The organism is Sphingomonas panacis, from assembly GCF_001717955.1.
Taxonomy (GTDB): Bacteria; Pseudomonadota; Alphaproteobacteria; order Sphingomonadales; family Sphingomonadaceae; genus Sphingomonas; species Sphingomonas panacis.
Window position 1 is genome coordinate 2,229,640 of record NZ_CP014168.1, and the last position, 21,132, is coordinate 2,250,771.

Annotated in this window: 18 protein-coding genes and 1 tRNA gene; 16 read left to right on the forward strand and 3 right to left on the reverse strand. The window is 59.0% G+C overall.

What is annotated here, in order from left to right; all coding sequences use genetic code 11:
- Positions 1-7 precede the first annotated feature (7 nt).
- Positions 8-706 (reverse strand): NAD-dependent deacylase, encoded by a 699-nt coding sequence (locus tag J0A91_RS10115; protein ID WP_069204819.1) that lies wholly within the window; start codon positions 704-706, stop codon positions 8-10.
- 128 nt (positions 707-834) lie between these two features.
- Here J0A91_RS10115 and dapB point away from each other — a divergent pair, with 128 nt between their 5' ends.
- From dapB to J0A91_RS10155, 8 genes are all read left to right on the forward strand, one after another.
- Complete coding sequence (gene dapB / locus J0A91_RS10120) at positions 835-1,572, forward strand: 4-hydroxy-tetrahydrodipicolinate reductase (RefSeq protein ID WP_069207204.1); 738 nt, start codon at positions 835-837, stop codon at positions 1,570-1,572.
- A gap of 11 nt (positions 1,573-1,583) precedes the next feature.
- On the forward strand, positions 1,584-2,243 hold the full coding sequence (nth, locus tag J0A91_RS10125) for an endonuclease III (RefSeq protein WP_069204820.1): 660 nt from the start codon (positions 1,584-1,586) through the stop codon (positions 2,241-2,243).
- A gap of 49 nt (positions 2,244-2,292) precedes the next feature.
- Positions 2,293-2,369 (forward strand) — tRNA-Arg (locus tag J0A91_RS10130).
- A gap of 407 nt (positions 2,370-2,776) precedes the next feature.
- Positions 2,777-3,943: a nucleotide sugar dehydrogenase gene (locus tag J0A91_RS10135; RefSeq protein ID WP_069204821.1), complete on the forward strand. Its 1,167-nt coding sequence runs from the start codon at positions 2,777-2,779 to the stop codon at positions 3,941-3,943.
- A gap of 556 nt (positions 3,944-4,499) precedes the next feature.
- Positions 4,500-5,855, forward strand: a complete 1,356-nt coding sequence (locus tag J0A91_RS10140) for an O-antigen ligase family protein (RefSeq protein ID WP_169833119.1) — start codon at positions 4,500-4,502, stop codon at positions 5,853-5,855.
- 453 nt (positions 5,856-6,308) lie between these two features.
- Positions 6,309-7,436, forward strand: coding sequence for a GDP-mannose 4,6-dehydratase (gmd, locus tag J0A91_RS10145; RefSeq protein WP_069204823.1), 1,128 nt, complete (start codon positions 6,309-6,311; stop codon positions 7,434-7,436).
- 14 nt (positions 7,437-7,450) lie between these two features.
- On the forward strand, positions 7,451-8,410 hold the full coding sequence (gene fcl / locus J0A91_RS10150; RefSeq protein WP_069204824.1) for a GDP-L-fucose synthase: 960 nt from the start codon (positions 7,451-7,453) through the stop codon (positions 8,408-8,410).
- Complete coding sequence (locus tag J0A91_RS10155) at positions 8,407-9,624, forward strand: WcaI family glycosyltransferase (RefSeq protein ID WP_083224607.1); 1,218 nt, start codon at positions 8,407-8,409, stop codon at positions 9,622-9,624. The genes fcl and J0A91_RS10155 overlap by 4 nt, the downstream gene beginning before the upstream one ends.
- Before the next feature lie 108 nt (positions 9,625-9,732).
- Here J0A91_RS10155 and J0A91_RS10160 read toward each other — a convergent pair whose 3' ends face one another.
- Positions 9,733-10,728 carry an NAD-dependent epimerase/dehydratase family protein gene (locus J0A91_RS10160; protein ID WP_069204826.1) on the reverse strand — a complete coding sequence of 332 codons (996 nt, stop codon included), beginning with the start codon at positions 10,726-10,728 and terminating at the stop codon, positions 9,733-9,735.
- Positions 10,729-10,920: 192 nt separating this feature from the next.
- Between J0A91_RS10160 and J0A91_RS10165 the strand changes: the two genes are divergently transcribed.
- The 7 genes from J0A91_RS10165 to J0A91_RS10195 all read left to right on the forward strand — a co-directional run bounded on the left by J0A91_RS10165 (position 10,921) and on the right by J0A91_RS10195 (position 19,303).
- Positions 10,921-11,766 carry a GDSL-type esterase/lipase family protein gene (locus tag J0A91_RS10165; RefSeq protein ID WP_069204827.1) on the forward strand — a complete coding sequence of 282 codons (846 nt, stop codon included), beginning with the start codon at positions 10,921-10,923 and terminating at the stop codon, positions 11,764-11,766.
- Between the two features lie 2 nt (positions 11,767-11,768).
- The gene (locus J0A91_RS10170) at positions 11,769-13,709 is read left to right on the forward strand and encodes a right-handed parallel beta-helix repeat-containing protein (RefSeq protein WP_083224608.1); all 1,941 of its coding nucleotides are present in this window, start codon (positions 11,769-11,771) and stop codon (positions 13,707-13,709) included.
- A gap of 781 nt (positions 13,710-14,490) precedes the next feature.
- The gene (locus J0A91_RS10175) at positions 14,491-15,552 is read left to right on the forward strand and encodes a glycosyltransferase family 4 protein (RefSeq protein ID WP_169833120.1); all 1,062 of its coding nucleotides are present in this window, start codon (positions 14,491-14,493) and stop codon (positions 15,550-15,552) included.
- Positions 15,549-17,039, forward strand: coding sequence for an oligosaccharide flippase family protein (locus tag J0A91_RS10180; RefSeq protein WP_069204829.1), 1,491 nt, complete (start codon positions 15,549-15,551; stop codon positions 17,037-17,039). Before J0A91_RS10175 ends, J0A91_RS10180 begins: the two co-directional genes overlap by 4 nt.
- A 140-nt stretch (positions 17,040-17,179) precedes the next feature.
- Positions 17,180-17,689, forward strand: coding sequence for an acyltransferase (locus tag J0A91_RS10185; RefSeq protein ID WP_206365013.1), 510 nt, complete (start codon positions 17,180-17,182; stop codon positions 17,687-17,689).
- 4 nt (positions 17,690-17,693) lie between these two features.
- Positions 17,694-18,761, forward strand: coding sequence for a glycosyltransferase (locus tag J0A91_RS10190; protein WP_069204831.1), 1,068 nt, complete (start codon positions 17,694-17,696; stop codon positions 18,759-18,761).
- A gap of 89 nt (positions 18,762-18,850) precedes the next feature.
- Positions 18,851-19,303 (forward strand): acyltransferase, encoded by a 453-nt coding sequence (locus J0A91_RS10195; protein ID WP_069204832.1) that lies wholly within the window; start codon positions 18,851-18,853, stop codon positions 19,301-19,303.
- 23 nt (positions 19,304-19,326) lie between these two features.
- Here the strand turns inward: J0A91_RS10195 and J0A91_RS10200 are convergent, their stop codons facing one another.
- Positions 19,327-19,899: an LbetaH domain-containing protein gene (locus J0A91_RS10200; protein WP_069204833.1), complete on the reverse strand. Its 573-nt coding sequence runs from the start codon at positions 19,897-19,899 to the stop codon at positions 19,327-19,329.
- A 259-nt stretch (positions 19,900-20,158) separates the two neighbouring features.
- Between J0A91_RS10200 and J0A91_RS10205 the strand changes: the two genes are divergently transcribed.
- Complete coding sequence (locus J0A91_RS10205; protein WP_206364916.1) at positions 20,159-21,121, forward strand: IS5 family transposase; 963 nt, start codon at positions 20,159-20,161, stop codon at positions 21,119-21,121.
- The last annotated feature ends 11 nt before the right edge of the window (positions 21,122-21,132 follow it).

The window sequence follows — 21,132 nt, forward strand, 5'->3', positions numbered from 1 at the left end:
ATCTCCTTCAGGCCAGCATCGCATCGACCCACTCCGGCACCAGCTTACTCGCCGGGCCAAGCCGTGTCGCGGCGAAATAGGCACTCCCGGCCGAGGCTTCCAGATTGAGTTCGAGCGTATCCGCGCCATACGCCCGCGCGCCCTGCACGAACCCAGCCGCCGGATAGACCGCGCCCGAGGTGCCGATCGACACGAACAGATCGGCGTCGGCCAGTGCCTGTTCGATCCGCTCCATCTGGTACGGCATCTCGCCGAAAAAGACGATGTCGGGCCTGAGCGCCGGCGCATCGCAGTTCGGACACGGCTCGCCGGGCGGCAGGTCGTCGCTCCACTCGGTCCGCACCCCGCACAAGGCGCACAGCGCCGATCGCAACTCGCCGTGCATGTGGAGCACACGCGTCGCGCCCGCGCGCTCGTGCAGATCATCGACATTCTGCGTGACGATCAGCAAATCGCCCGGCCATTCGGCATCGAGCCGCGCCAGCGCGACATGCGCGGCATTGGGTGCGGCCGTCGCAAGCGCCGCACGCCGCGCATCGTAGAAGCCGTGGACCAGTTCGGGATCGTGCGCGAGCGCCTCGGGCGTACAGACATCCTCGACACGGTGGCCCTCCCACAATCCGCCGGGTCCGCGAAACGTGGCAAGCCCGCTCTCGGCGGAGATGCCGGCGCCGGTGAGGATGACGATGTTGCGGATCTTGGACATGGCACGCACGATACACCGCGCGCGCACCGCAAGGCGAGGGGCCGCGCGCCGGAAAAGCGCATTGCCCCTGTCCCCGCCGCGCGCTTTCTGTCATGCGCGCCGCGACACCAGACAAGCGGGATTCGGGCATGACGGCGATCGGCATCTTGGGAAGCGCTGGCAAGATGGGCCAGGCCATCGCGGCGGCGGTGCCCGATCTCGGCGGCACGGTCGCGGGCGGCATCGATGCCGGCGCCGATCGCGCCGCGCTCGCCGCGCTGGCCGAGCGCGCCGACGTGCTGGTCGATTTCTCCTCACCCTCCGCGCTCGCCGCCAATCTCGCCGCCGCACGCACCGCCGGCACGCCGATCCTGATCGGCACCACGGGCCTCAGCGCCGCGCATCACGCCTTCGTCAAGGAAGCCGCGAGCGAGATCGCGGTGCTCCAGACCGGCAACGTCTCGCTCGGCGTCACGCTGCTCGCCAAGCTGGTGCGCGAGGCGGCCGGGCGGCTCGGCAGCGATTGGGACATCGAGATCGTCGAGATGCACCACCGCCACAAGGTCGATGCCCCGTCGGGCACCGCGCTGCTGCTCGCCGAGGCGGCGGCGACGGGGCGGGGGATCGCTCTGTCGGAGGCCAAGGTGACCGACCGCGCCGGGCTGACCGGCGCGCGTTCCGAGGGGACGATCGGCATGGCGTCCTTACGCGGCGGCTCGGTCGCGGGCGATCACATGGTCGTGTTCGCGGGTGAGGGCGAGCGCGTCGAGATCGGCCACCGCGCCGAGAACCGCGCGATCTTCGCGCGCGGCGCGGTCACCGCGGCGCTGTGGCTCGCCGGCAAGCCCGCCGGCAGCTACACGATGGCGGAAGTGTTGGGCGTCTGAGGATTGGGCGTGTGAAGAAGTCCGACGTCATCGAGTTCTACGCGCGACTCGCCGCCGACAATCCGCACCCCGAGACCGAGCTCGAAGCGGGCAATCCGTTCCAGCTCGTCGTCGCGGTCGCGCTCTCCGCGCAGGCGACCGATGTCGGCGTCAACAAGGCGACGCGCGCGCTGTTCGAGGAGGTCAAGACCCCCGAACAGATGGTCGCGCTCGGCGAGGAGGGGCTGAAACGGCACATCAAGACGATCGGCCTGTTCAACACCAAGGCCAAGAACGTCATCGCTCTGTCGGAAAAGCTGATCGCCGATTTCGGCGGCGAAGTCCCCGCCGACCGCGACGCGCTGGAGACCTTGCCCGGCGTCGGTCGCAAGACCGCCAACGTGGTGATGAATGTCGCGTTCGGCGCGGAGACCTTCGCGGTCGACACGCACATCTTTCGCGTCGGCAACCGCACCGGCCTCGCGCGCGGCAAGACACCGCTGGCGGTCGAACTCAAGCTCGACAAGGCGACGCCCGCACCGTTCCGCCTGCACGCGCACCATTGGCTGATCCTGCACGGCCGCTACGTCTGCAAGGCGCGAAAGCCCGAATGCTGGCGCTGCATCGTCGCCGATCTGTGCGCCTACAAACCCAAGACGCCACCCCCCGCCACCGCCGCACGCGCCACGTGACGAAACGACTGGCGCAACCGCCCGCGCTTTGCTAGGCGCTTGCCCCCAGGCACCCGTAGCTCAGCTGGATAGAGCGCTGCCCTCCGAAGGCAGAGGCCACTGGTTCGAATCCAGTCGGGTGCACCATCTTTTCAATGACTTAGCAGAACGCCGCGATGGCCGTACGGAAAATGTACGGAAAACATCGTGGGACAAAATGCGATTACCGGAGACGGCGCTGCGGCGATTCGTTGGGCGCAGTCGGGTCTATCTCAAGCGCGTTATGCCCTCGCCAACACAGCGCGTACGAATTCGCGAGTGGGATCGCGGCGCTCGAGGCGAAATTCGACAACTTGTATCTGTTCGGATCAAGCGGAACTTCCTATACGCAATTTGTGCAGGTGCAGCATAATCGCATTGACGTGATCGGCGGCGATGTTGGATGGCGGATAAGCAACTTCGGGGGTGCGCATGAGTGTGTATAGAGGCGAGCATTTGCTTGAGCAGGCATCACGGTCGCGCACCGACGAACGCGCGCAGAAGGTGACACGGGCATGAAAATCGCGGTTTTTGGTCTCGGCTACGTCGGCCTGTCCAACGCGGTGCTGCTCGCGCAGCACAACGTAGTAGCGGCGGTCGACATCTCAGCCGATCGTGTCGAGATGCTTAATGCCCGCAAGTCGCCAATCGTTGATGCGGAGCTGGAGGCGTTTCTCGCCACGAAGCCGCTCGACCTTACGGCGACGCTCGATGCGAATGAGGCGCTTGCCGGTGCTGATTACGTCATCGTCGCTACGCCGACCAACTATGATGTCGAGACCAACAAGTTCGACACCTCTTCGGTCGAAGCCGTGATCCGCACCGCGATCGCGGCGAACCCCGAAGCGACGATCGTGATCAAGTCGACGATTCCCGTTGGCTTCGTCAACGACGTGCGAGCGCGCTTCAACACGTCTCAGGTGATCTTTAGTCCGGAGTTTTTGCGCGAGGGCAGCGCGCTTTACGACAATCTCCATCCTTCGCGGATCATCGTCGGCGAGCGTTCGGAGCGGGCGCGAATTTTTGCCGATCTGCTGCTTCAGGGCGCGGAGAAGAAGGACGTCGAAGTTCTCTTCACCGATGCGAACGAGGCCGAGGCGATCAAGCTGTTCGCCAACACCTACCTTGCGATGCGGGTGGCGTTCTTCAACGAACTCGACAGCTACGCGATCGCTGGCGGCATGGATACGCGCCAGATCATCGATGGCATCGGTCTCGATCCGCGCATTGGGCGGCATTACAACAATCCCAGCTTTGGTTATGGCGGATATTGCCTGCCAAAGGACACCAAGCAGCTTCTGGCCAATTATTCCGAAGTTCCCCAAAATCTGATTCGCGCGATCGTCGATGCTAATCGCACGCGCAAGGATTTTCTGGCGGATCAAATTCTTGCGACGAAGCCCGGCAAGGTCGGCGTGTTTCGTCTCGTCATGAAGGCGGGGTCGGACAATTTCCGCCAATCTTCGATCCAGGGCATCATGAAGCGGATCAAGGCAAAGGGGATCGAGCTGGTCATCTATGAGCCTGCGATGCATGAAACCGAGTTTTTCGGCTCGAAGGTCATGAGCGATCTCGGTGCCTTCAAGCAGGAATGCGATGTCATCATCGCCAATCGCATGACCGCCGAAATTGCGGATGTACGGGGGAAGATCTTCACGCGCGATCTGTTCGGTTCGGATTGAGATAGAAGCCAGCAGCTTCGAGGTCGCGCAGGATTGCTCGGGAGGGCGGCGGCGTGGCGCTCGACCGTGCCAACGACGAACGGCTGGGCAACGTTCGGCGCCCTCAACTGCATGCCTAATCCGTGTATGAGTCGGCTGGCGACGGTGTAGCGCGTGGCGCGCGCCGATGGTGGGTCCAGCGCCATCCCGTGAACTCGCCATGGCAGGTGTTTGCCAATAAGAAGCCTCCGTCGCCTTGGGAGCACCATCTCGTGTTCGCTCTTCGGGGGCAAGGCGACGTGCTGCCGTGCGGCGGTCAGCGTCTCCGCCCCGCCATCCAGACACCGCGGTGCCTGCTAGGCATTGTGCGGCTGAAATGGGGCCGATTTGCGCGGTCAGACGACATTTGGCGCGAGGAAGAAGCGACATAATTTGATCTTCCCCTGTCGGTCCGATTGTGGGACGGACTAAGGGTTACTTCCTTTCCGTAAGCGCAGCGAGCCGCCAGATGCCGAGAAAATTGCGTAGCCTTAGTAATCTTTCGCAGCCTGTCCGGCTGCCATTGGCAATGGCGGCAATGGCACTTCTGCTTACATTAACGGTACTCGGTCCGGCGATGACGACGCTTGGCGATTCGGAAAGCGGTGCCGGCAATGCGGTGCGCCAGCTCGGCTATGCGGTTGTGTTTGGGCTGGCATTGATCGCAATGCGTCCGCTCAAGCATCCCGAACGGCTTGCCGTGGTGCCCTGGTTTTTCTGGGTGGCATTGGCCTGGTGTTGGTTGAGCCTCGCGTGGGCGCTCGATCCTAGCGTAGCGGTTCGGCGTTTGGTGTTGACGACAATCGTTATATGGTCCGTATTCGCGGTCGTTCGACAGTTGGGAATCGAGCGAACGCTGCTTTTTGTGAGGATCGCGTTGATCGCGATTCTGATCGTAAACTACATTGTTGTTTTAGCCATTCCGACGCTTGGCCTGCATAATCTTGGATCGGAAGATCCGCTTCTCGTCGGGAAATGGCGCGGCTTGATGGGAGATAAGAATCAGGCCGGATTGATTTGCGCATTGACGATAATATTCTTTACCTTCGACCGCAGAAAATTGCCAAACGCGTTGTCGGCGGTCGTTATCCTATTGTCGGTTATCTTTCTTTGGTTCAGTGCATCAAAAACCTCGCTGGGCCTTGTTTTCATAGCGATTGCTGCGAGCTTTGGATTTACCCGGCTGAGGGCTTGGCTGAACAGCCGCCGTGCGATCTTGCCGGGAATCCGCAACCCGATCCTTGTCGCTGTGGCTTTGGCCTTGGTGCCATTGATCCATTTCGGCGTGCAGAGCGAGCTATTTCTAAACTATATTGCGGATTCTTCTGGGTTAACCGGGCGTACTGAGATTTGGACGGCGATGATGCGCTATTATCTCACAAATCCGGTGTTTTCGGCTGGATACGGTTCGTTTTGGAATATCGGTAACGCCAGCCCAATTTTTAGGTATGGCGAGGGGTGGGTGCAAACTGTCTCGGAAGGCCATAACGGTTACCTTGATCTATTGATTACAGTCGGATTGCCTGGGTTGATTTTGGTCTTGGTTGCAACGTTGATTATACCGGCGTACCAATTGATTGCTACGCGCCGTCTAACTGACGCGACCTGGGCGCTGGTTGTAAGTGTTCTATTTTTCTGTTTCAGTCACAACTTCACTGAGTCTAGTCTGTTCGACCGCGATACGATCGGAGAGGTGTTCCTTCTGCTGGCTCTGGCGATGCTGTGGACGGGAGAAGTGGACGCGCGCAACGGCAATCCGGGCGATGAGGAGGGCAGAAGGCGGTCAACCTCGCTGGAAAATCCTGCCCTAGCGATGAACCGCCGTGCTCGCGTCCGTGCGGGTATGGGGTCGAGCAATGGAAAAAGCTCGAGGTCGGGTCGGCGGGGCGTCTGACGAAGCCGATTGTCGATGTGGAGGTGTGCTCGATTGACGCAGGTGCCCCGAGGCGCCGTGCGGGGTTTGTCTGAGTTTCTGCTGCGAAAATCGCCAATATGGTCATTGCCGCGCCACTTAGAAATCGGGTTTGCGGGCAGGGCTTTGCACGGCATGTTGCGCTGCGGTATGGCGACCGTCGGCGTCTTTGATGCGCGCTAAAATCCGCAGTGAGGGCCTGTCATCTATTGATCGGAGCGGCGACAGAGCGGCGACGTAGTAAAGTGTTATATGAAGGTTGCAGATTGTAATAAAAAATGGGCGGGCGCTGCAGTCGGGCTCCGCCGAAAATACCGCTATCGATGTGATTGCGCGCCAAGTGCGTTGCAGTGCGGCGTGATTTCGGGCAAAGCTGGATTCATCTCGTTATGTATTTCGCGTATTGATTGAGCCAAAATGGTTAGGGAGTGAGCGGTGACATCACGCAAGAAGGCGCTGATTACAGGCGTTACGGGGCAGGACGGCTCTTACCTGGCCGAATTCCTGATTGAGAAGGGTTATGAGGTCCACGGCATCAAACGCCGGGCCTCGCTGTTCAACACGCAGCGCATTGATCACATCTACCAGGATCCGCATGCGTCGCAGCCGAATCTCAAGCTGCACTACGGCGACTTGTCGGATACCTCGAACCTCACGCGCATCTTGCGCGAAGTCGAACCTGACGAGGTTTATAATCTCGGTGCGCAGAGCCATGTTGCGGTTAGCTTCGAGGCGCCTGAATACACCGCGGATGTCGATGGCATCGGCACGCTGCGCCTGCTCGAGGCGATCCGTTTCCTGGGTTTCGAAAAGAAGACGCGCTTCTACCAGGCCTCGACCTCAGAACTGTACGGACTGGTTCAAGAGATCCCCCAGAAGGAAACCACGCCCTTCTATCCGCGCTCGCCTTATGCCGTCGCCAAGCTCTACGCGTACTGGATTACCGTCAACTATCGTGAAGCTTACGGCATGTACGCTTGCAACGGCGTGCTGTTCAACCATGAGAGTCCGCGTCGCGGTGAGACATTTGTAACCCGCAAGATCACCCGCGGCCTCGCCAACATCGCGCAAGGCCTCGAAGGCTGTCTGTTCATGGGCAACATCGACTCGTTGCGCGATTGGGGGCACGCCAAGGACTACGTTCGCATGCAGTGGATGATGCTTCAGCAGGAAAAGGCGGAAGATTTCGTCATCGCTACCGGCGTGCAATATTCGGTACGCGAGTTCATCACGTGGTCGGCCGCGCATCTCGGCATCACGCTGCGCTTCGAGGGCGAGGGTGTCGATGAGGTCGGCATCGTTGACAAGGTCGAGGGCGATGATGCGCCTGCGGTCAAGGCGGGCGACATCCTCGTCCGGATCGACCCGCGCTATTTCCGTCCGGCCGAAGTGGAGACGCTGCTCGGTGATCCGACCCGGGCCAAGGAGCGGCTTGGCTGGGTTCCCGAGATCAGTGTACAAACCATGTGCGAGGAAATGGTCGCCGCGGACCTCCACACCGCCAAGCGTCACGCGCTGCTCAAGGCGCATGGCTACGAACTTCCGGTCTCGATCGAAGGCTGATGGGAGAGCATTCCATGCGCATCTACGTGGCGGGTCATCGCGGCATGGTCGGCGGGGCGATCGCGCGCAAATTGCGGGAGCGCGGGGTGGAGGTCATCACGCGCACCCATGCCGAACTTGATCTGACCGATCAGGCTGCGGTGCGCGCTTTCTTCGCGAGCGAGAAACCAGATGGCGTGGTGCTGGCAGCTGCTAAGGTAGGGGGCATCTATGCCAACAACACCTATCCGGCTGACTTCATTTATGAAAACCTGATGATCGAAGCCAATGTCGTTCATCAGGCTTACGCCGCGGGCGTTCAGCGACTGCTGTTCCTCGGCTCTTCGTGCATCTACCCGCGCGCAGTTGAACAGCCTATGCGCGAGGATGCTTTGCTTACGGGGGTTCTGGAATCGACCAACGAGCCATATGCGGTCGCCAAGATCGCCGGGATCAAGCTGTGCGAGAGCTACAATCGCCAGTACGGCACAGATTATCGCAGCGTGATGCCGACCAATCTATACGGGCCGGGTGATAATTTTCATCCGGAAAACAGCCATGTGATGCCGGCGCTGATCCGTCGCTTTCACGAGGCTGTCGAAAGCGGCGCAGACGAGGTGGTGATCTGGGGCACGGGCAAGCCGTGGCGCGAATTCCTCCACGTCGACGACATGGCAGAGGCCTCATTGTTCGTGTTCGATCTCGACAAGGAAACCTATGAGGCAAACACCGAGCCGATGTTGAGTCATATCAACGTAGGTTTTGGCGAAGACGTCACGATCGCGGAACTGGCGCACATGATCGCGGAGGTCACCGGCTTTAAGGGTCGCATCGCCTTCGATAGCGAAAAGCCGGACGGCACCATGCGCAAGTTGATGGATTCGAGTCGCCTGAAGGCGATGGGGTGGAAACCCCGCGTCGCGCTTGCCGAGGGTGTTCGAGAAACATATCGATGGTTTCTCGATCATTACGAGGCGGCTCGGACCACAGCATGAACGTCTTAATTCTCGGGTTGAATTACGCGCCCGAGCCAGTCGGCATCGGACCCTATACGGCTGGTACTGCCGAGTTCCTGGCGGCAGCGGGGCACAAGGTGACCGTCGTCTGCGGCAAGCCCTATTATCCCGATTGGAAGGTGCAGGAGTCGTACCGGAAACCGGGGGTGCTATATTCGGTGGAAAACGGGGTGCAGGTCCGCCGCGTGCCGATCTACGTGCCGTCGAAGCCTAGCGGTGGGCGCCGCCTGGTCCACCATGCCTCATTCGCGCTCCGCGCCTTTCCAGAAATGGTGCGCGCAGCGCGGGCGGAAAAGCCTGATGTGGTCATGTGCATCGCGCCGTCTCTTATCTCGATGGTTGCAGCGCGGGCGATCGCTCGGATGTTCGGTGCCAAAGTCTGGGTTCACGTTCAGGATTTTGAGGTAGAGGCTGCGTTTGCCACTGGCCTCCTCAAGGATCGGGGAATTGTCGCCACCGCCGCGCGGGGCTTTGAGCAGTGGTGCCTGAAAGGAGGGATGGTCAGCACGATCTCTCCTCAGATGTGCGCGAAGTTGCGGGAGCTGGGCGTGCCGGACGCGCGCATATATCAATTCCGTAACTGGGCTAACATCGACAATATCAAGCCTCTTGAAAGACCATCGGTCTACCGCGAGCGTTGGAACATTACGACTCCACACGTAGCGTTGTATTCGGGCAACCTCGGTAACAAGCAGGGGATCGAGATCATTCCTGAAGTGGCTCGGCTGTTGTCGGATCGGCGTGATGTCACTTTCGTGATATGTGGCAATGGCGCCTCGCGAGATCGACTAATAGCTGCGGCGGAAGGGCTATCGAACGTCCAGTTCCAGGATCTTCAGCCGGCTGAGATGATGTCTGATCTGCTTGGCCTCGCAACCGTGCATTTGTTGCCGCAGATCGCTGGAGCGGCTGATCTCGTCTTGCCGTCAAAGCTAGCTAATATGCTTGCCTCTGGCAGAGCGGTGCTGGCCACTGCCAGCCCAGGCACTGGACTCGCTCGAGAAGTGGAGGGGTGCGGTCAAGTCGTTGCTCCTGAAGATGCGGTCGCCATGGCCCGGGTGTTAGAATCTTTGCTCGACGACGAAGGTGCCCGGCATGCTTACGGGTTGGCGGGCCGTGCCCGCGCCGAGGATCGCTGGCGGCGGCAAAGTATCTTAGGTGATTTCGAAGTAGCCATGGGGTTATATAGGTAAATCAACTTCGTGCTCGGAGTCTCGGTCCTTGGTGCGCTAAGGAGCTGTACCAAATGCCAGCCTCACCTTGCGGAGATATAACCTGGCGCGTTGAAGGATTAAGGGCCCCTATTTATTGTAGTTGCGATACCATTCCACGAAGCGTGGCACACCGACTTGAAGTGAAGTGGTAGGCGCGAAGCCCAAATCTGACGAGATTGCATTAATGTCAGCGTACGTCGCGGGAACGTCACCGGGTTGCATATCGCGATAGTCGCGAATTGCCTCACGATCGCATGCCTGCTCGATCAAGTTGATTAGCGTGCCCAATTGCTCGGGTTTGTTATTGCCAATGTTATAGATCCGGTGTGGGGCAATGCTGCCTCCAGGCTTGATCGCCCCGTCGTCGGCGGGCGGGTTGTCAAGGCAGGCGATGACGCCAGCTGTAATATCGTCTATATAGGTAAAGTCGCGCTGCATCTGACCGTGATTAAACACAGGGATTGGTTTGCCGGCAAGAATTGCCTTGGTGAAGATCCACATTGCCATGTCGGGCCTGCCCCACGGGCCGTACACTGTGAAGAAGCGCAGGCCTGTCTGTGGGATTCGGTAGAGATGGGAATAGGTCTCGCTCATAAGTTCGTCAGATTTTTTCGTCGCGGCGTAAAGTGACACCGGATGATCGACCCGGTCTTCCACGCCGAAAGGCAGCTTCTTGTTTGCGCCATATACCGACGAGGATGAGGCATACACCAAATGCGCGACCTTCCGTGTGCGAGCAAACTCCAGTAAGTTCACGTGCCCCACTAGGTTCGAGCGTACATAAGCGCGCGGATTTTCAATCGAATAGCGCACGCCAGCCTGCGCGCCGAGATGAACGATCCGTTGGATTTTTACATCAACCAGCGCATCATCCAGCTTTGCTTCGTCGGCAAAGTCGAGTTTGTGGAAGACGAAAGTGTTACCGTATCGGGTCGATAATTGGCTCAATCGCGCGTGTTTGAGGGCCGGATCGTAATATGAGTTGAGATCATCGACTCCGATTACGGTCTCGCCACGCGAGAGCAACGCTTCGGCGACGTGAAAGCCGATGAAGCCAGCTGCGCCGGTCACTAGGATCGCCATGTCTTACCCTCCAGATCGATACGGCAATCCATGTCGCCTGGCACGCGAGGGTGCAAGGACTTTCATGCTGCACCTGCACAGCGTAGGTGGTAACCGCGGCGCAGTGTGAGGCGGTGGGGTGAGTGAAAAACATTTCACGATACAGGTGGGCGACTACGACGTAAGATAATAGATGAACAGCGGGATAGCACGATGAGAACGCCCCTTTTTTCATTTTTCTCGGCGGCGCTGGTTCCGCTTACGGCCGCGACGTGCGCGAACGCACCGCAGAACAAGCAAGCGCTCGAGAATTTGCCTGTAAAGATCATTCTAGTTGGAGATTCCACGACAGCTCAAGCCACGGGTTGGGGCGGCGCATTCTGCGATCTGCACGTATCGCCGATGGTCGCCTGCTTGCCGTTGGGGCGCGGTGGTCGCAGTTCCAAGACGTATCGCGAGGAAGGTTCTTGGCAACTTGCTCTCAACGAGATGCGGACCCCGGGATATGCGGCAACTTATGTGCTGATCGAACTGGGGCACAACGATAAAAATTCTGACCCAACAATCGGAACGGATATCAAGACCGTGTTCCCAGAAAATATTGCCCGTTTTATCGCAGAGGGACGGGCCGCGGGGGCTATTCCAGTGATAATCACTCCGCTTGCCTCGCGGCACTTCCGGGCAGGGAAGCTGGACGATACGATCGCGCCTTGGGCGGCGCAGGTCCGCGCTGTCGCTAGCAAGGCTGGTGTGCCGGTGGTTGACTTGAACCGCAGCAGCGAGGCATTCTACCAGAAGCTGGGAGCGGTCGGCGCGCTGAGCCTTGAGGTGCATTCGCCCAGTGCCGCCGAACAGCTCGCTGCGGCAAGCGGAAGCACGCTGGACGGAAGAATCAGCGATAGTGTTCCGGCCAGCGAGTCAGTGCGGGCCAACGATCCGCGGCGGTCTTACCAGGCGGACTACATTCACCTCAATCCTCGCGGCGCCGGCGCGATATCCGGTCTTGTGGCGGATGGCCTTGTCCAAGCGGTTCCCGAATTGCGCGGACGGATACGCTAATCATGTCCAGCAGCCCCAGGTCAATCGGTAAAATCCTTTTTAGCTGTCTGATTGTCGCGACCAGTGGTGCAGCGGTTTCTACGGGACGAGCGTCGCCGAGGTTGGCTGTATATGTCGCGACTGATGGCGACGATCGTAATGACGGCTCGGCGCCCGCCCGCGGCACCGACGGGAAAGGCCCCGTGCGCACGATCACCCGCGCACAGTCGATAGTACGGTCATTGCGCGCCAAGACTTCTGACCGTGGCGTAGATGTCCTGCTAGCCGGGGGCACCTACGTTCTATCGCAGCCGCTTCGACTCGGGCCTGAAGATTCGGGCGCGCCGAATGCACCTGTCACCTATCGGGCAGAACCGGGCGCGAGCGTTACGTTAAGCGGCGGCAGCCCGGTCGGTCCGTGGCATGCAGGAAGTTCCGGAGAGTGGATTGCGGCACTCGATCTGCACGCGAGTGCGGGCATCTGTCCTACCCAACTGTTCGTCGGCAACCAGCGTCGCGGGCGGCCGCGACTGCCGTCGTCTGGTACGTTCGAAATGGGGTCAGCTTTTCCGACCCCGGCCGGCGGCGCGGCGGTTGTTGACCGATTCACTGTAAAGGCCGGCGACCTCCCCGTCGGGTTTCACCCGGATGCGGCGACGGAGATCGTTATCATAGACGCGTGGACCGCCTCGCGCTTGTGGTTGGCTCGGTACGATAAGGGTTCGCGCCAGATCGATCTCCGCGGCGACTTCATCGGCCACGGCGTCCAACGCGAGTTCAGGGCTGGGCTACCCTATTATATTGAAAACGCGCCGACTAGACAGTTGGCGCCCGGAACCTGGCAGTGCGATCCGCAGTCACGCTCGATACGGTATCAGCCAATTCCCGGTGAGACCCCGGGGACGCTCAAGGCGGTTGTGCCACGGCTCTCGCAATTGCTGGTAATAGGGGGTAGTGTGGCCGCGCCGGTGCACGATGTCGCTTTTCGCGATATCGCCTTCGCGCATGGTGCTTGGGCGGTGCCAACAGAAGGTTGGGCGGCGATGCAGGCTGAGGTTGGGCTGTCCGCAGCACTCGAATTGGCGAATTGTCATGACGTCTTGCTCAGCGGCATCACTGTAGAGCATACGGGGGCAAACGGGATCGGCATCCGCGCCAATTGCGCCCACGTCGCGATCACGGGCTCGCATCTGCACGATTTGGGAGGAGGCGGGATCTCGGTCGGATCCTTTCAGCGCAAGCCGATGCTGGGGTCCGCTTGGACGGCCGGCGACGTAGCGAAGGGGGAAACAACCGACATCCAGATCGTTGGCAACGATATATATGGGCTGGGGCGCATCCAACATGCCGCTGCAGGCGTATTGAGCGGGCAGGCGAGTCACGTGCGTATTGCCGAGAACCGCATAAGCGATTTATATTACAGCGGGATATCGATGGGCTGGGTGTGGAACGACGGTCCGTCGCTGAGTCACGACAACAGCGTGACTGGGAACGCCATCGATCATTACGGGCAAGGTATGATGTCTGATTTCGGCGGCATTTATACGCTCGGCCGTCAGGAAGGTACAGTAGTTTCGGACAATCGACTTTCGAATGGGAACGCACGCGATTACGGCGGTTGGGGGATTTATGCGGATCAGGGTAGTTCTGGAATCCGATTTGAGCAAAATGTAATTTCTTCCACCTCTCATGCCGGCATTTTCGTACACATGCCTGGAAAACTGTCCTTTGCGCGCGACATGATCGTGAATGTTGGCGAAGCGGGGATCCGATGCAGTGCGAGCTCGAATAGCGTCGTTCATTTTGAAAACGAATCCGTTCGTTTGGCAGAAAATATAACGGCAGTGCAGCATTGCGAGAGCCCGAGCATTAGCTTTGCCGCCCTGAAAGTCGTGCGAGACGGCAAAACCACTGTATTGGGCAAGCCGCTTGGCTCAACGGCGTTCGTGACCGGCGATCGCTGAGTACTCAAACTGCGACTGCCTCACGTATGTAGAGGTGGTTCGGTTTGTCAGCATAGGGTCTGCAACTGATAAGTGGGATCGTCCGCGGCTGGTTTGTCAAATTGCCGATGGGGTCGTCATCCAGATTTACGGCGGCGCTTATGCCTTTGGTAGGCCAGTGTCGTGGCTGGATATGATGGTGCCACCCATGAGTCGAGGAGTCGTCGCTATGGGCGGGTCAGAGACTGGCGCTGATCCCCGGCTCGCATGGAGAGTATGTGAGTTGGGAGCGGCCGGACTATATCCGTAAACAAGTGAGCGACAGTATTCCCGCCGGTCGGCATCTGGCGTCCTTAAGCACACGACGCCCTCTTCGAAGGACTCGCTCGCTGCCGGCGCTGGGATCGGAAACTAACCGTGCGCTACACTGGCGCCAGGCTGCACCAACAGACTTAGCGTTTTCTTGCCCCTCACGGCAGCCAATGCAACCCTCGTCTTCAAGGCTGAGGCTGTGGTTCCGGCGCGGTCGCTCGCTCTGTGCTGCAGTTTTGGAAAGGCATCCGTATTTAATTTGGGCCTTCTGGCATCGCTTATTTTATGCTGCGGGGGCGAATGCGGTTTTCCGTTCGATAGCGATTGGCAGCCCCGCGCATCTCAGCTAACGGAAATGCGGACCGGCGAGATCGGGCCAAAACCGATCGTTTTCCAGGGGGCGGGACATCATCGGCCTTGAGTATACATCTTTGCTGGCGGGGGCGTTGCGCAGCAGCAATTGCGGTAATCCGAACATGAGGAGCTTCGTGTGACGATACGGCGTACCGTGGTAGCGATCGGCCAACTCCCGCCACCGGTCAGCGGATTTTCTTATATTACCGCGCGCGTGCTCGACGAGGCGGGATGTAATGTAAATCTGGCAAAGTACGATCTCGTAGGCACGCGCGGTGCCTCTGGGTTTCGCAAGCACTTATCGCGAGTAGCGGCGAGCGTCCGCGCCTGCATCGGGCTGGTAAGGCGCGCGCGTGCGGAGCGGCGGCTGTGTTATGTCGCATGTGAAGGCGGGCACGGCTTGGTATACACGCTCGCCGTCGTCACGGTCGCTCGGATATGCGGCTATCCTACGCAGCTTCATCATCACAGTTTCAATTATATTGATGCGAACAAAGCGCTAATGCGCGCGATACTTGCTGTTGCGCCGCGTATGACACATTTATTCCTCTGCTCGATCATGCGCGATAAGTTCGAGGTGCAGTATCGCCCGCAAACGTCGCGTATTGTTTCGAATGCTGCGTTTGTACCACCGCATCCAGTCGCGCGAGTGCCGGCGGGGGCGGGACCCGTCGTAGGTCATCTGAGTAACCTCACGCGCGAGAAGGGATTGTACATTTTCCTCGAGTTGCTCCGTCGCGCGGAACCGGAAGTGCGGGGCATTCTAGCCGGTCCGGTCGGCGACAATGAGGATCGTGCCGCGATCGAAGCGGCGGTACGTGATCTCGGTGCTCGGCTCGACTATCGCGGTCCGCTTTATGGCGAGGACAAGCAAGCCTTCTATGATGCGATCGACCTGTTCGTTTTTCCTACGCAATATGTAAACGAAGCGCAGCCAACCGTGTTATTCGAGGCGCTAGCTGCAGGATGTAAGCTCATCAGTTTCGATCGCGGTTGTATCGTGCGACAGGTTGCGGCGGACGGGCTCGTGGTGGAGCGGGAGGACGACTTCGTTACTCGCGCGTTGGCGTGGATCGATTCGAATGCGTCGTTCTCCCGCGCCGATCGCGACTCTACGCGGCGGCGTTATGCTGATCGTCACGGGGCTGCGCGAGCCTCAATCCTGTCACTTTTTGAACCGGACTCCGTTCCCCGATGAGCAATATTAAGCTGAACGCGCTAGCGCTTTACCTAAATTTTGTCGTGCTCGCTGTCGTCGGTCTGGTCATTAATCCTTTTCTGGTCCGTTTCCTCGGAGTCGATGCATTCGGTATTTGGAAGGCATGTCTACGTATACTTGATCTGACATCGGTTGCCGACGGTCGAGCGACGCAAGCGTTGAAATGGATAGTTGCGCGGGAGGAAGGTTCGGACGATCACGCTCGCAAGCAGCGCGACATCGGTGCTGCGATGGTGATATGGGCGATCTGGCTACCATTCTTGCTGGTCGCGATTGGCCTTACAATTTGGAGTCTGCCATCTCTCATAAATGGCCTTTCTCCGCAAAACATTTTGCTTGCCCGGCTAACGGCCGCCTTGCTTGGGCTGAACGTATTGCTGACGGCCTTGCTTGGCGTACCCGACGCGGTGCTTGCAGGTACGAATCAGGGCTATCGATCTTACAGCATGACGACGGTGTTTCTCGTCTGCAGCAATCTTGGTATGGTGTGGGCGGCATATTCCGGCTTCGGCATCATTGGGCTTGGGGTCGCTACACTGACTGGATCGGTCCTGAACGGTTCCGTGATGTGGGTTCTCGCGCGCCGCTACGTGAGCTGGTGGGGGATCAAGCGGCCGCACTGGTCCGACGTTAGGCGCGTCCTTGGCTTCAGCAACTGGACACTCGTCTGGTCGCTCGTGCAAATGGCGATGCTGTCATCGGACGTGCTGCTGATTGGCTATTTGCGCGGTCCGGGAGATGTCGGCCGATACACCTTCTGTAGCTATGTCGCGCAGTTCGCGTTATCGATCTGTCTAATGACGGGCAGCGCGGTAATGCCGCGGATTGGCAACATGATTGGCAGGAATGACGTGGACGCAGCGCGAGGGCTCCACGCCCGGGCGCGTGAGGTTCTGTTGCTGATTTTGGCGGCGAGCGCTTGTGGGCTTTTGCTATGCAACCGCGGCTTCGTGACAAAGTGGGTAGGGGCGACTTTTTACCTCGGCGACAGCGTAAATTTCGGCATGGTTGCCGTGATGGTGCAATTGTCACTGATACGCTTCGACGCACAGATTCAGGACGTGAGCCTAAACATAACGCGCAAGGTGGTTTGGGGTTTGGTGACGCTGATACTCTCGTTGGCGCTCGCGGCGCTGTTTTACTGGCTTACCGCAAGCTTGGTGGGCATATTTATAGGCCTGATTGTCGGCCGCCTGCCGCTCAACATCGTCTTGCCGCGTTATGTCGCGGCGCTCATTCCAAGCGACGGCCGCTACTGGCTGGAACTCGCGGGCCTTTTCGGCGCTATGGGGCTGGCTTTTGCGCTCTCGCAAATCTGGCACCCGCAAGGATGGATAGGACTGTTGATCGCGGGTGCGGTGGCGGTGGCGATCAGTTTGGCAATCTCTTATTTGTTTATCTTCTCCGTTAGTACGCGCGCCAGTGCGCGGCAGTCGTTTGCCTTATTAAAGGCGCGATATTTATGAGCGAACACGGTACATTCGTCGATGGCGCAGGGTACGATGCAACTTGCTGGTACTGGGTGTCACTATCGAGGGGCTCGCGCGCGACACGCGGTTGATGCGGCTCGTGGAACGAACGTTCACCACGTAGAAGGGGATCTGACATGATGGGGATGGCAAAGCGGATTTTGGCTTACGTTGACCGTCGGCGCGACCCTGAGGGCTATGCGCGCCGGATCGGCGTGCGCATGGGGAAGGGTTGCCGGCTAATCGACGTTGAATTCTCTACTGAACCATGGTTGATCACGCTTGGCGATCGTGTCAGCGCGACGCGGACGCGCTTCGAGACGCATGACGGGGGCGTTTGGGTATTCCGCGAGAGCGACTCGGATATCGATATTATTAAGCCGATCACCGTCGGGAGCAACGTCTTCATCGGTTACGGCACCATCATCCTGCCAGGCGTGACGATCGGCGACAATGTCGTAATCGGTGCTGGTTCAGTGGTCTCACGCGATATTCCGTCGGATAGCGTCGCCGTAGGCGTCCCGGCGCGGGCCATCAAAACTTTCGACGCCTATCGCGACAGCACTCGTGCTGCAGCAGATCCAACGAAATCTCTCAACCCGAAGGACAAGCGCGCTTACTTCGAAAAGAAATATTGCAAGGTCTAATCAAATGAAGCGCAAGATTTGCTTCCTTATTCCCGGGTTTTCCGATGGCGGTGCGCAGAAACAGTGCATTCTGCTATTAAACGAACTCCAGCGCTACGAGGATCTCGAGCTCACTGTCGTGTATTTTCACGCGGGCGTTCATGATAATTTACTGGTGCGCGATAGTCTTCGTGTTATTCAGTTGCCAGCACGCGGTTCCAATTACGATCCGCGTAATATCCTCGCTGTGAGGGCGGTGCTGCGCGAGGTGCGGCCGGATTTACTCTTCACCTGGCTTCATTCCTGCGATGTCTATGGCTTCTTCCTGCGGCGTGCTTTGCCCGGGATGCGCTGGTTAATGACCGAGCGCGATTCCTCGTACCCGAACGAGTTGCGGTACCGGCTGCGGCGTTTGCTGGGGCGTTTCGCTGACGGTATCGTCGCGAACTCGGAAAAGGGTTCGGATTATTGGCGGCAAGCGCGCGCACGGGGCCAGCTTTTCACCGTCAACAATATCGTGCCTGTTACGACAACTCTGTCAGATGCGCTTCAACCAGCGCGCATCGTGACGGTCGGCCGACTTGAGATTCAAAAGAACCCGTATGCTGTGGTCCAGGCGTTTGTGTCATTAGCGCGCGATCATCCTGAGATTGCCTTTGCCGTAATCGGCGCGGGTGCCGAGGAAGCATCGCTGAAGGCCTTGGTAGCGAAAGGCGGCGTAGCCAATAGGATCGATTTCCTTGGTTTCCGCCGCGACGTTCCCGCACAACTTCGCAACGCGCGGCTAGCCGTCAGTATGAGTCATCATGAAGGTTTGCCAAATGTAATGCTTGAAAGCGTCGCAGCGGGAACCCTTGTCGTCGCCTCTGACATTCCAGAGCATCGAGAGCTGTTCGGAGACGAATATCCCTTCTACGTCATCGAACGAACCGACCCCGTTTGCGTTGCGAGAGTGATAAAGGCGGCATTGTCAGTATGGCAGAATACTGGATTTTTAGCCCACGCGCAGGCACGGGTCGAGGCTATGGCGCCTAACAAGGTCGGGATGCGATACCGTGAAATTTTCGAGGATATTTTAGGGGAAAGAAATTGAGATCGCTTAAACGGGTCGCCTCGCGGATCGCGCTACGCGGCCTAAAGCTGCTTGCTATCCCAATTGAAGCAGTAAGCGCACGCAGCTTCATGAAATTCTACGTATGGGTGCTGAGATCCTACGGCGTCAGTTTCGCAGGTGAGCCTCGCTACATTTCCAACGGTGCCCGCTTCGATGATTTCTCGCTGGTGACGATCGGTGAGCGTTCTGTTATATCGCGGGATGTCGTTCTATTGACCCACGACTACTCGATCACGACTGCCCTAATCGCAAATGGAACAATGCCAGCGACCGATGTCGCCGTGCGCAGGCCGATCTCCATCGGTAACAATGTCTTTGTCGGTATGAATTCAGTGCTGCTTCCGGGAACCACGATCGGAGACAACGTCATCGTCGGCGCAGGGAGCGTCCTTCGCGGTACAATCGAATCGGACTCAATTATGGTCGGGAATCCAGCTGTCAAAATCGGCAGCCTTACCGATAAGCCAGAGCGTTGGATCGAGCGCAGTCAAGGAAAGTTCGCGCAGTTCGATCCTGCGTAGCGTGCGATCTGTCTCGAAATGCCTCAGGGCAGTTGCTGAAACACTCTCTGCTTCAGATATTTCGCCGGGTTGCCACTGTAGATGCCCCATGGCTCAAGGTTGCGCATAGCGACCGCTCTTGCACCAAGTACCGCGCCTTCGCCGATCGTCACGCCAGGACCGACAAACGCCTCGGCCGCGATCCAAGCGTTAGGTGCGACACGGATGGGGCGCAGCACAAGTTGAAAATAATAATCGTTCACGTCGTGGCTGCTAGCGCATAAATGAGCACCTTGGCTAATTACCGCCCGGTTGCCAATTTCGATTACCCCTTGATTGTACAAATTTGCCCTCGGTCCAATGATCACGCTGTCGCCAATTGCTAGGTTGGACGGCAGCCAAATAATCGTGCTGCCATATATCCGCACGCCACGTCCGACCTTTGCGCCGAATAATCGTAAAAGGATGCAGCGCCATCGGTGAAGCGGTGGCGGCGTCCATTTGCCGAGTAATGTCCAGCACAGTTTCCAACAAATGCGTGTTATCCTGTTACGCAAGCTGAAGCTCGCGCCGCCGAGATCGCGGTTGTTAGATGCTTGAGCGTCGATCAGAGTCAAACTAATTTGTCCAAACTAAGAAAAGTCAAAATCAATAAAATAATCTCGACAATATAGAAAATTGCTACATGGGGCAAGAAAAAACGAGACGCGTTGATCAATGAATGACGTTCTTATGCATCTCGCACCTCTTTGTTCGGATGGCGAAGCGAAGTAAATCGTTCCCGCTAGAATCTGCGGGGAGTCATCGAGGGTAAATCATGTTTTAATGAGACCTGTGCGCGGGTGGGCGTAGACGGCGGTCGCAAGTCGTGATTCTATGGTGCCTCTGGTGGCGGAGGCGGGTGTGGCGCATCGGGCGATTGGGCAGCAGGGTTTCGGGTTTTCGCAGCGGGAGCGGCCGCGATCGACGCTGGACGAGATCGCCGCGCTGATCGAGTGGGAGCCGATTGCGACGTTGCTGGGGCGGCTGTATCCGGCGACGAAGGGAGAGCCGGCTTGGCCGCCGCTGGCGATGTTCAGGGGGATGCTGCTGGCGGTCTGGTACGACCTGTCGGATGTGAAGCTCGCCGATGCGCTTGACGATCGCGCTTCGTTCCGCCGCTTCTGCGGTTTCTCCGGCACCGAGGCGACGCCCGAGCGCACGGCGTTTGTCCGCTTCCGCCGGCTGCTGGTCGCCCATGACCTCGACCGCGCGCTGTTCGATGCGGTTACAAGCCAGCTCACCGCCAAGGCGATCACGGTGAAGGCCGGCACCATTGTCGATGCAACGATCATCGCATCTGCGAGCGAGAACGACGGCGATGGCCGGTGGGTGAAGCACCGCGGCAAGCGCGCGACGCACGGCTTCAAAGCGCATGTGGCTTGCGATGCGGACACCGCCCTGGTCGAGCGGATCGCGGTCACGCCGGCCAACGTCAACGATGGCCGTGCCGGCCCGGACGCGCTGCCCGACTGTCCCGGCGAGGTCTTCGCCGACAGCGCCTATCGCGGATCGCACTTCGGGGGCGCCGTCCGCGCCAAGGGCGGCACGCCGCGTGTCGTGCTCAACGCCATGTGGGGCCGCGACGAGGAAGAGACGCTCGGCCGACTGCGGGATTGGAACCAGCCGATCCATCGCGTCCGGGGCCGGATCGAGAAAGTCTTCGGCACCTGGAAACGCTCGTACGGACTGCGACGGATGCGATGGCGAGGCCTAGCCAAAGCCGCCGCCCAGATCCACCTCACCGCCATCGCCTACAACCTCAAGCGAACCTTCAATCTCCTCGCCGCGACCGCCTGAAAAGCGGAGAG

What these genes read in the sequence shown, in the direction of transcription:
- J0A91_RS10140 (WP_169833119.1), top strand. Translation starts at nt 4,500, where the DNA reads ATGGCACTTCTGCTTACATTAACGGTACTCGGTCCGGCGATGACGACG.
- J0A91_RS10205 (WP_206364916.1), top strand. Translation starts at nt 20,159, where the DNA reads ATGGTGCCTCTGGTGGCGGAGGCGGGTGTGGCGCATCGGGCGATTGGG.
- J0A91_RS10195 (WP_069204832.1), top strand. Translation starts at nt 18,851, where the DNA reads ATGAAATTCTACGTATGGGTGCTGAGATCCTACGGCGTCAGTTTCGCA.
- J0A91_RS10160 (WP_069204826.1), bottom strand. Translation starts at nt 10,728, where the DNA reads ATGGCGATCCTAGTGACCGGCGCAGCTGGCTTCATCGGCTTTCACGTC.
- fcl (WP_069204824.1), top strand. Translation starts at nt 7,451, where the DNA reads ATGCGCATCTACGTGGCGGGTCATCGCGGCATGGTCGGCGGGGCGATC.
- J0A91_RS10190 (WP_069204831.1), top strand. Translation starts at nt 17,694, where the DNA reads ATGAAGCGCAAGATTTGCTTCCTTATTCCCGGGTTTTCCGATGGCGGT.
- J0A91_RS10155 (WP_083224607.1), top strand. Translation starts at nt 8,407, where the DNA reads ATGAACGTCTTAATTCTCGGGTTGAATTACGCGCCCGAGCCAGTCGGC.
- dapB (WP_069207204.1), top strand. Translation starts at nt 835, where the DNA reads ATGACGGCGATCGGCATCTTGGGAAGCGCTGGCAAGATGGGCCAGGCC.
- J0A91_RS10180 (WP_069204829.1), top strand. Translation starts at nt 15,549, where the DNA reads ATGAGCAATATTAAGCTGAACGCGCTAGCGCTTTACCTAAATTTTGTC.
- J0A91_RS10115 (WP_069204819.1), bottom strand. Translation starts at nt 706, where the DNA reads ATGTCCAAGATCCGCAACATCGTCATCCTCACCGGCGCCGGCATCTCC.
- J0A91_RS10135 (WP_069204821.1), top strand. Translation starts at nt 2,777, where the DNA reads ATGAAAATCGCGGTTTTTGGTCTCGGCTACGTCGGCCTGTCCAACGCG.
- J0A91_RS10165 (WP_069204827.1), top strand. Translation starts at nt 10,921, where the DNA reads ATGAGAACGCCCCTTTTTTCATTTTTCTCGGCGGCGCTGGTTCCGCTT.
- J0A91_RS10170 (WP_083224608.1), top strand. Translation starts at nt 11,769, where the DNA reads ATGTCCAGCAGCCCCAGGTCAATCGGTAAAATCCTTTTTAGCTGTCTG.
- J0A91_RS10185 (WP_206365013.1), top strand. Translation starts at nt 17,180, where the DNA reads ATGATGGGGATGGCAAAGCGGATTTTGGCTTACGTTGACCGTCGGCGC.